The sequence below is a fragment of the Bradyrhizobium sp. UBA2491 genome, assembly GCF_002341725.1.
Classification (GTDB): Bacteria; Pseudomonadota; Alphaproteobacteria; order Rhizobiales; family Xanthobacteraceae; genus Bradyrhizobium.
Map to the genome: position 1 here is coordinate 106,374 of NZ_DDOP01000003.1, position 9,901 is coordinate 116,274.

Below are 9,901 nucleotides of genomic sequence, written 5' to 3' on the forward strand. Positions count from 1 at the left end.
CTCGCGAGATCGAAGTCCGGTCGATTGAAGAACATCCGGGCGTGCGCGACGCAATCCGCACCGAGCGCCGGATCAGCGATGGCGGCGGCGCCGACGCGGGCCGCGGCGAGCTGGTGCAGGTCATAATAGTGACGGGAAACGCGTTGGCCGCCCCCGCGCAGCTCGCCGCGCTTGTCGAACCAGCGCCGCAGCCCATGGAGGATGACAACCTTGTCCCAGAAGGTACGTTCCGGATCGACCGTGCGGACGGCCGGCACGGTCAGGTCGAGCGCCGGCAGATCATCATCGACATAGGGTTTGATCGGCACTTCGCTGTTCGGATCGAGCGCGGATTTCGCGCCCGACTCGATCTTGATCGCTGCCCGCACATAATCCGATCGCGGCGTCGCCGCGGGATACCAGATCAGAAGCGTCTGCCCGTCGGGATCAGCGTCATCGGCTTCCACTCGGGCCGCGCCGGCATCGAGGCCGGCAGCCTGAAGCCGGTCCTGCAGGATCTGCGTCAACTCAGCCCGCAGCGGGCCGTTGATGTAGGCTTGGCAGGCGTCCTTGATCGCATCGAGGCGCGCCCGGCGCTTTTTGCTACTCAGCGCTTCGAGCTCCTCGATGGTCGCCGGCTCGCCGATGTCGTCCCGAAACACCGTGACATCAATGTCTTCGGAGAAGCGATTGATCAAACCAAACCCTTTGGACAGGGAGGTTCCACCTTTGAAGAGGAGGCGGGGTCCGCCCTCTTTCAAGCCATTGAACAAGGCATCCAGCGTCCAGCAGACCCAGAAGTCCTTCTCGATATTCTGAGACGCCGTGCCGAGGCGTAGCGCCGTCGTATCGAAGGCGCTCAACATCGCGTCCGACCCGGCCGCGAGAACCTCGTCGAAAGCCGGATTCATGTCTTCACCGCCCGGGCTGCACCGCGCTTGGCAGTTTGTGCCTTCTGCGGGGAGAGCGGCTTTCGCTTGGGCCGGGCGACGGCAGCATGACGCTGATCATCGGCATCGTCCGCCGTTCTTTGTTGATGACGATCATGATCAGCATCATCACGATCATCATCGACGTGCCGACGACGAACGCCGGCGTCGCTTTCAACGAGCGGCTTGAGAAACACCCACATCCATGTCGGAAGAGCTGTCATACCGGCAGTGAGATCCGCTTTGAGGGGCGGTCCCACCGTGGGATCTTCGAAAAGATTGGCGAGCTTGCGCCTAACCTGATCACTTTCTCCTTCACGAACCAGGAGATCGCGCAGCCAGTGAAGCGCTTGGACGACGCGCATCGCTGGTCGTCCGGCCCAGAATAGCTTGCTGGCCGCGGTTGGACGGAAGGTGATCGTTACGTTGCCGAGCTTGATCGCGCGGCGCCGAGCGTCGGTGTGCACCACGATTTTGGCGGGGACGGCGTCAGTTAGGCCCAGATCGTTCGCCGCGGTCATGCCGTCGACAAGCATCCGGGTTTGGTCACGTCGCCCGACGGCGTCGATGACTGAGCGCGGATCAGGCGGATTGGGTTTCTGGGTGAGTTTGTTGAAGCCAGGCTGATCGTAGAGCCCACGATCAATCCGCCTAAGGATTTCGACCTTCGTCAGCCGCTGCAACGCCTTATCGACCGCGTCCCGCGAGGCGAGATCGACGAAGTCACTGGGCGTCCAGACCTTGCGTGGCGCATCCGCACGGATGCGCTCGAGCATGGCTTTCTTCAGATCGGGCGAGTCGGTGTTCATGTCCGAAAATTGTAGTCCTTTTTCGGACGCGAACCAAGTGGATTGTCCGAAATAAATATACAAATTTCGGACAATCTAAATAGGTAGGCCGCCCACCTGAGAATGGCTCCTTCGGCCGTATGCAACTTTGCCGACCGTCCTGGCGAGCCAGCTCGGTAGCTGGGGCGCGACCGCGACGAGTTCGCCGAACGTGGAAGACGGCAACTTGCGCTTCAACGTCATCAAGGCGGCTTCTGCCTTTTCCGGCCCCAGCCAGGCGAGCGCTCGCACCGCCTGTCCGGCGGGCCGATCGGCCAGCGCCAACTGCCAGCGCGGCGCATGCCGCAGCTCGACGACCTGCTGGCCCAGATTCATCGTCCGGCTACGGCCCGATGTCAGATAGACCGACCGGACCGGCACCTGTGTCGTGAGGCCGAGCGCGTTAGCGGCCGCGGCACCGTTCGACACGATGGTTTCGCCGCGCTGGAGCGCGAGGGCTTCGACGGCCTTCTCGACGGAGGGCGCGCGGACGCCGAACCGACTCGAAACCGGGCGCAGATAGACGCCGCGCCCGGCACGCATCAGCCGGCCACGTTCAGCCAGTCGCGACAAGGCTTGATCCACCGCGGCGCGATTGCCGAGATGGAGCAGGCTCTTCGCCGCGATCGGAGCGCCCTCGGGCAAGCCCTCGGTGTGCGCCAGAATCTGTTCGGTCAGTCGTTGCACGGCACTTCTCCTGTCAGAAATATATGCGGTTTTCTGACAGTTTTCAATCTCCCCCAAACCGACTGGAAGGGCCAGCGATTGAGAGGGGGCCTGGAGGGGAAAGCCTTCCCCTGCGGCCGAGCCCAGGGTCTCGGCCGACCCCTTCTGCGGGGAGACCCCGCAACGCCCTCATTAGAGTGAGAGTGTGGACCGGATTTCCGTGACGGGTTGAGGGTCGGGAGAGAGTCTTCCGGCGCCCGTCATGGAGTTTGATCCCATGAACATGCAGGTTCTCGATGCCCGGCGCGACGTGAGTGGCGGCTGGAAGGTGGACATCAACCGCGGCGAGCGCATCGGTCGGGTTTCCTCGGAGTGGTTCTCGCGACCCGACGACGAGCGCTATCTCTCGCTCGCCGAACTCGGCCGGACCGTCCGCGAGCGCACCGAGCGCAGCCGAACGCGCGTTGTCGAATCCGCGCTTATCCATGTCGAAGCCAGCCGCACCGATCCCGAACGGCTTGCCCTGATCCTACCAGGCGCCGACAAGCCCATCGCTCCGACGCACTGGAGTTTCGGTCAGCTCGCGAGCCAGGTCGGCGCGCCGGCCGCCTATCTGCGGCAGCTCCCCGCCGCGCTCGCCGGCATCAACCTGCAATATGGGCTGACCGCCCACCGCGCCGAGCAGATCAAGACCCTCGAGACCGACGACGGCCGCGTCGAGCTGCGCGCCGTGACCGGCCCCGACTACGGCCGGATCTACGACCACGAGCTGGTCGAAGCCGTGCAGCGCATCGCCGGCAACGGCACCGGCGACACCCGTTGGAAAGTGCCCGGTGTCCTCGACTGGTCGACCGGCGTCTATAATCCGCGCGTCGACATCACCAAGGACACCACGACACTCTACGCTTCCGATCGCGACGTCTTCCTTTTCCTCGTCGACGATCTGAATCCGATCGAAGCCGGCAAGCTCGCGGATGGATCGCCCGATCTCTATTTCAGGGGCTTCTATGCCTGGAACAGCGAAGTGGGCGCCAAGACCCTTGGTATCGCGTCCTTCTATCTCAGGGCCGTGTGCCAGAATCGCAATTTGTGGGGCGTCGAAGATTTCGAGGAGATCTCCATCCGCCATTCCAAATACGCCGCTTCGCGCTTCGCCCATGAGGCGGCGCCGGCCTTGCTCAGCTTCGCGGACTCCTCACCGCAGCCGTTCATCACCGGCATCAAGGCGGCGCGCGAACGCATCGTCGCGCACAAGGACGAAGAGCGCACCGAATTCCTGCGCCGCCGCGGCTTCTCGAAAGCCGAGACGGGCAAAATCATCGACGCGGTGCTGGCCGAGGAAGGCCGCCCGCCGGAAAGCATCTTCGATTTCGTCCAGGGCATCACCGCCGTCGCGCGCGACAAGCCCCACCAGGACGCGCGGCTCGAGCTCGAAGGCAAGGCCAAGAAGCTGCTCGATCGCGCCGCCTGATCCCCGCAATGCCGGAGATGCGGTTGTCCGTGTCTCCGGCTTTGCGTCCCCTAGCCATACTGTTTCCGGGCTGTCTTGTGGCCCAGATCCAGGTCACCTATTCAGTGGTGCGGCATGGAGCACAATCGCCAAACGAGCGACTGGATACAGAATGCTAGAGCAGGCGCCTGCGGAATATTACATCGATGAAAGCGGCAATACCGGCGACCTGAGCACGGTCAAAATCGACTCCTACTTCGTCGAACAGCGCATGTTCGCCTTGGCTGCATTCGGCTGCACGCTCGACCAGGACTTCACCGATAAATTGGGCGCACTAAAAAAGGCGCACCGCATCCAGTCGTCGGAGCTCAAATCAAAACAGGCTTATGACAAGCCGCGCTTCATCTTTGATCTTCTGGACCTCCTTGAGACGCGCCGCGCCCCAATCTTTATCGAGCTTGTCGACAAGCACTTCTTCGTTGTCGTGAACATCATCGAGCGAATGGTGGTGCCCTATGTGGGGGAATGCGACACTCAACCTGGCGCCCTTTGGATGAAGGGCGTTATGGCGAACTACATGGCGCTATATGCACCTCCCGAGCTGGCTCACGCCTTTGCCGCATGTTGCCAAAGCAGAGACCACGCGGAAATACGCGAACTTTACAAGCAAATAATTCGGTGGGCGCAGGGAAGCGGAGTTCCGCCTACTGACGTGGCGGCGGGGATCATCCGTTTTGCGCGCGACAGCTTGAAGGACTTCCGCAAGCTGCCGAAAGCCAAGGCCGTCGAGCGGGCATTACCGATTCCCGACAAGAATCCCGCCGGGAAGCTGCTCTGGGTTCTGCCGAACCTGACATCGTTCACCAACATCTACGCCCGGATCAATCGCTTCGCGCGAAAGCAGGTTTCCGGCGTGACGCTGTTCCACGACGAGCAATTGCAGTTCGGAGACATTCTTCTGCACAACAAGAAGCTCGCAGAGGACCTGGCGCAGCTTGGCGTGAAATTGCCCCTGCAGACGGCCGACTTCGAATTCTCGCAGGCGGCCGACCTGCAATTCCAGCGATCGCACGATTCTATCGGCATTCAGGTCGCCGACGTCCTCGCCGGTTTCATCGCGCGATATGTACAGGACGCTGTGTGGGGCGGCGCCCCCATGCATCCTGACAAGGTAGCGATTTTCCGCCGCCTCGTCGCAACAGGCGACCGCAGCTTGGGTTCGGGTGTCAACTTCGTCGCGCCCGACAACATGATCCGCTTCCTCGGCATCGAACCGCGCTCGAATTTCTAGGGCGGCATCAAGCCGTCATGGGCGAATACGAAGGACTGGCGCGGGATCATCGCCGGTTCTGGCAGTGACCTTACCGATGGCGTTTGATGGTGTCGCTGCCCTCCTAGAGTGAGAGGGCGGTGCTTCGCTTCGTGACGGGTTTAGGGTCGAGAGAGAGGCTTTCGGCGCCCGTCGCGGAGTAAGTCTCATGGCAACTGCCATTCAGAAGATCACCCTGTCGTCGGCGCAGGACATCCCCTTCAACAAGCTGGTGCTGAGCCAGTCGAACGTCCGCCGCGTCAAGGCTGGCGTCTCGATCGACGAGCTGGCCGAGTCGATCACCCGGCGCGGTCTCATCCAGTCCCTCCACGTCCGGCCGGTGCTCGATGCCGACGGCCAGGAAACCGGCATGTACGAAGTGCCGGCGGGCGGGCGTCGCTTCCGCGCGCTGCAGCTCCTCGTCAAGCAGAAGCGCCTCACCAAGACCTCCAAGGTGCCGTGCGTGGTGTCGGACGCCAATGCCGACATCCTCGTCGACGAGGTGTCGCTGGCCGAGAATATCGAACGCGCCCCGCTGCATCCTCTCGACCAGTTCCGCGCGTTCCAGGCGATGCGCGAGAAGGGCATGACCGAGGAGGCGATTGCGGCTGCATTCTTCGCGTCCGTCCAGGTCGTGAAGCAGCGGCTTCGCCTCGCGGCCGTCTCGCCGTCATTGCTCGATATCTATGCCGAGGACGGCATCACGCTCGAACAGCTCATGGCCTTCACCGTCACCAACGATCATGCGCGTCAGGAGCAGGTCTGGGAGTCGGTTCGCAATAGCTGGCAGAGGGAACCCTACCAGATCCGGCGCATGCTGACCGAGACCGCCGTCCGCGCATCCGACAAGCGGGCCGTATTCGTCGGCATCGATGCCTATGAAACCAACGGCGGCTGCGTGCTGCGCGATCTCTTCCAGGATGACGACGGCGGCTGGCTGCAGGATCCTGCGCTGCTCGATCGCCTGGTCGCCGACAAGCTGAAAGCCTCCGCCGAAGCGATCGCCGGCGAAGGCTGGAAATGGATCGAGGTGGCGATGAGCTTCCCCTATGGCGCCACCCACGGCCTGCGCGAGATCGTGGGCACGCCGCTCGACCTGACGGCTGACGAACAGGCGACCATCGAGGCGCTCAACGCCGAGTGCGCCAAGCTGGAGGCCGAATATGAGAACGCCGACGAGTTGCCGGACGAGATCGATCAGCGCCTTGGCGAAATCGAAACCGCGCTCGCCAGCTTCGACGAGCGGCCGGTCCACTACGAACCCGCCGACATCGCGATCGCCGGGGTCTTCGTCAGCCTGGACGCCGACGGCACGCTGTCGATCGACCGCGGCTATGTCCGACCCGAGGACGAGATCGCCAACCAGGCGGGCGATGGCGAGGGTGAAGAGCAGGATGGCGGCGACGATGACGCTGACTATCCGGCGTCGCCTTCGGTCCAGCGCGCGGTCATCACCATCTGCGGCAAACCTGCCGAGCCCGAGGAGGAGGACGAGGACGACACGATCAAGCCGCTCCCCGATCGACTGATCACGGAGCTGACCGCCGATCGCACCCTCGCGCTCCGCGACAAGCTCGCCACCGATCCCTCGGTCGCCTTCGTCGCCGTCCTGCACAAGTTCTGCCAGGACGTGTTCTACGGCGGCAGCCAGTACGGCTTCGCGATGGAGGTCAGCGTGCGGGGCACGACCTTCCATTCGCAGCCCGAAGGGCTTCGTGACAGCGTCTATGCCAAGGCGATCGAGGCCCGGCACGATAGCTGGCGCAAACGGCTCCCGGCCAAAGTCGCTGATCTCTGGGATGGGCTGGCCGCACTGACTGGCCCCGAACAGGCCGAACTCTTCGCCCATTGCGCTTCGTTCGGCGTCAATGCGCTTTATGAGCGGGCCGATCGCTACGGTGGCCGTGTCTCGGCGCATAGTGTCGAACAGCGCATCGCCGAAGCCGATCGCCTGTCGCTGGCGGTCGGGCTCGACATGGCCGAAGCCGGGTGGCGGCCGACCGTCGCCAACTATCTCGGCCGCGTCACCAAGCCCCGCATCCTCGAAGCGGTGCGTGAAGGCGCCGGCGAGCGCGCCGCCCAACTCATCGCACATCTGAAGAAGGGCGACATGGCGACCGAAGCCGAACGTCTCCTCGCCGAGACGGGCTGGCTGCCCGAACCGCTGCGCAATTCCGGCGCCGATGCCGAAAGCACCGAGGCGGACTCTGGCGAGGGCGACGAGGCGTTGCCGGACTTCCTCGACGGCGATGACGAGGAGACCAACACCGATGATGAGGAGGAACGGCACCTCGCCGCCGCGGAGTGACGGCGGTCCTCATCTGACTTGACGAGCCCGGCGTCCCTTCGGGGGCGTCGGGCTTTTTTCATGCGCGCCGATCGAGAGGGAGAGTTTGGCCCGGACGTGGCGAGCCGGACATGGAGGAGAGAGCGCCTGCCGGCTCTCCCGTTCCCTGCTCTCCGGGAGTGGCCTCATGGCCGACTATTTCACCCATTTCTCATGCCTGCTCGATGTCGGCACGCCCGAGAACACAGCCCGCGCGCTCGATCTCTACAACCAACTGTCCGAGGACGGAGCATCCGAGGAACCGCCGTCCGATGGCTTTCTCCTGTCCATCCAGCCCGAGCATGGCGGCACCAAACTCTGGTTGCGCGACGACGTCACCGGCGATCCCGAACGGCTGATCCAGTTCGTCAGACGCTGCGCCGCCGAATTCCATCTCACCGGCCGATGGGGCTTTCAGTACGCCAACACCTGCTCCCGGCCGCGTCTCGACGGTTTCGGTGGCGGCGCGCATGTCCTCGATCTCGCGACCGGCGAAACTGTGGCCTGGATCTATACCGACGGTTGGCTCGCCGAGGTGATCGATGGCGGCGATGATGCCTGACATCATCGAGACCATTGTCTATCGACTGATGGCGCGGCCGGGCCGCGCCCCTTGAGAGCGAGAGGGAGGCCGGGACGGGTTGAGCCCGTCCGGTCCGAGAGAGAGCGCCGGCGGGCTTTCCCGCTCCGCTCTCCCGAGGACGTCTCCCATGAACGCTCACACCCTTGCGGCGGCGCTGCCGATCGCCGCCGATCCGCCGACCGACGCTGCCGCCATCCATGCCGCGGCACTTCTCCTCCTTCCTCACATCGAGCGCGGCGAGCGCATCAACGCCGCGGTCCTGCGCACCGCTATGGAGACCGCCTTCGGCGCGTCCGATACTGCCGGCGCCTGGGACTGGAAGGACGCCTACGACGCTTGCGAAGCCGCAACCGTCCTCATGCTCCGCAAATACGGAAAGGCGCTTTTGCGCAAAGCCGGGTCTCCGGCCGCGGCCGTTCCTCTGTTCGGCAAGATCGCGGGACTTCTGCCCACCCACACGCGCCGCTCCGAGGAGGCGCAGGCCTTCCAGCAATTCTCGACGCCGATCCCGCTCGGCCTGGCCGCGATCACTGCGGCCGCCATCACACCCGCCGATCGCGTGCTCGAACCATCTGCCGGCACCGGCCTGCTCGCCATCCTCGCCGAGATCGCCGGCGGCACGCTTGTCCTCAACGAACTCGCCGAAACCCGGGCCGCGCTGATCTCCTCCCTCTTTCCGGCCATTCCCGTGACCCGCTTCGACGCCGCGCAGATCGACGATCATCTCGACCCGGCGACCGTCCCAACCATCGTGGTGATGAACCCGCCATTCTCGGTACTCGCCAATGTCGAGGGACGTGTCGCCGACGCAGCCTATCGCCATCTCGCATCCGCGCTCGCGCGGCTCGCCGATGGCGGGCGCCTGGTCGCGATCACAGGCGCGAATTTCGGCCCCCACATGCCGGCCTGGCGCGACGCCTACGTCCGCCTGCAGGAGCGGGGCCGCGTCGTGTTCACCGCCGCCGTCCATGGCTCGATCTATGCGAAGCACGGCACGACCGTCGAAACCCGGCTGACCGTGATCGACAAGATCCCGGCCGACGACCCATCCGCATTTCCGGCATCACCCGGCACAGCTCCCGACATCGCCACGCTGATGACATGGCTCGCCGAGCATGTGCCGCCGCGCTCGCCCCTCGCGCCCGCCGTGCAGGTCATGCCGATCAGCGCCGCACCGCGCACCGTTCGCGGCTATCTCGCGCGCACCGCGGCGACATCGGCGACCCGAGTGGGCCTCGCCGATCCCGAGGGCCTGCCGCTCGCCTATGAGACCATCGACTGGACCCCGGCCGAGGGCGCCCGCCTCAGCGACGCGATCTACGAGCAATACGGATTGCAGACGATCCGTATTGCCGGCTCTCAGGCCCATCCCACCAACCTCGTGCAATCCGCCGCCATGGCCTCGGTCGCCCCGCCCAAGCCGAGCTATCGGCCGACGCTGCCGGCGACCATCATGGACTCGCTCTCCGACGCCCAGCTCGAAACCCTGATCTTCGCGGGCGAAGCCCATTCCGATTTTCTCGCGGGCTCCTGGACCGTCGACGACACCTTCGATGTCGTGGCGGCCGCCGCCGATGATGCAAACGGCGTCCTCCGCTTTCGCCGCGGCTTCTTCATCGGCGACGGCACCGGCGTCGGAAAGGGGCGCGAGTCGGCCAGCATCGTGCTCGACAATTGGATGCAGGGCCGGCGCAAGGCGGTCTGGATCTCCAAATCCGACAAGCTGATTGAGGACGCGCAGCGCGACTGGTCCGCACTCGGCATGGAGCGCCTGCTGGTCACGCCGCTCTCGCGCTTCCCGCAGGGCAAGCCTGTCAATCGGCGTTCAAATT

8 protein-coding genes are annotated in these 9,901 nt (G+C 64.5%); 5 read left to right on the top strand and 3 right to left on the bottom strand.

Annotated features, from left to right (window positions below):
• The 3 genes from B2W55_RS01145 to B2W55_RS01155 form a co-directional block, all read right to left on the bottom strand.
• A partial coding sequence (locus B2W55_RS01145) for a nucleotidyl transferase AbiEii/AbiGii toxin family protein (RefSeq protein ID WP_291532171.1) occupies positions 1 to 890 on the bottom strand: 890 nt, incomplete at its 3' end.
• Positions 887 to 1,717 carry a DUF6088 family protein gene (locus tag B2W55_RS01150; RefSeq protein WP_006023613.1) on the bottom strand — a complete coding sequence of 277 codons (831 nt, stop codon included), beginning with the start codon at positions 1,715 to 1,717 and terminating at the stop codon, positions 887 to 889. The genes B2W55_RS01145 and B2W55_RS01150, both read right to left, overlap by 4 nt.
• Before the next feature lie 75 nt (positions 1,718 to 1,792).
• Entirely contained in the window at positions 1,793 to 2,422 is a 630-nt protein-coding gene (locus B2W55_RS01155) for a DUF6088 family protein (protein WP_006023614.1), read from the bottom strand.
• A gap of 256 nt (positions 2,423 to 2,678) precedes the next feature.
• On the opposite strand from B2W55_RS01155, the gene B2W55_RS01160 reads away from it, so the two are divergent.
• The 5 genes from B2W55_RS01160 to B2W55_RS01180 form a co-directional block, all read left to right on the top strand.
• Positions 2,679 to 3,872, top strand: coding sequence for a hypothetical protein (locus B2W55_RS01160; protein ID WP_024338475.1), 1,194 nt, complete (start codon positions 2,679 to 2,681; stop codon positions 3,870 to 3,872).
• 151 nt (positions 3,873 to 4,023) lie between these two features.
• A complete protein-coding gene (locus B2W55_RS01165) occupies positions 4,024 to 5,142 on the top strand; it encodes a DUF3800 domain-containing protein (RefSeq protein WP_006022621.1) in 1,119 nt (372 codons plus the stop codon).
• Between the two features lie 187 nt (positions 5,143 to 5,329).
• Complete coding sequence (locus B2W55_RS01170) at positions 5,330 to 7,468, top strand: ParB/RepB/Spo0J family partition protein (protein WP_006022620.1); 2,139 nt, start codon at positions 5,330 to 5,332, stop codon at positions 7,466 to 7,468.
• A gap of 166 nt (positions 7,469 to 7,634) precedes the next feature.
• The gene (locus tag B2W55_RS01175) at positions 7,635 to 8,048 is read left to right on the top strand and encodes a hypothetical protein (protein ID WP_024584497.1); all 414 of its coding nucleotides are present in this window, start codon (positions 7,635 to 7,637) and stop codon (positions 8,046 to 8,048) included.
• Positions 8,049 to 8,196: 148 nt separating this feature from the next.
• Positions 8,197 to 9,901 (top strand): strawberry notch-like NTP hydrolase domain-containing protein (locus tag B2W55_RS01180; RefSeq protein WP_291532172.1); only part of this gene is annotated, 1,705 nt, incomplete at its 3' end.

Coding starts and splice junctions, on each gene's coding strand:
- B2W55_RS01170 (WP_006022620.1), top strand. CDS start 5,330: ATGGCAACTGCCATTCAGAAGATCACCCTGTCGTCGGCGCAGGACATC.
- B2W55_RS01175 (WP_024584497.1), top strand. CDS start 7,635: ATGGCCGACTATTTCACCCATTTCTCATGCCTGCTCGATGTCGGCACG.
- B2W55_RS01150 (WP_006023613.1), bottom strand. CDS start 1,717: ATGAACACCGACTCGCCCGATCTGAAGAAAGCCATGCTCGAGCGCATC.
- B2W55_RS01165 (WP_006022621.1), top strand. CDS start 4,024: ATGCTAGAGCAGGCGCCTGCGGAATATTACATCGATGAAAGCGGCAAT.
- B2W55_RS01160 (WP_024338475.1), top strand. CDS start 2,679: ATGAACATGCAGGTTCTCGATGCCCGGCGCGACGTGAGTGGCGGCTGG.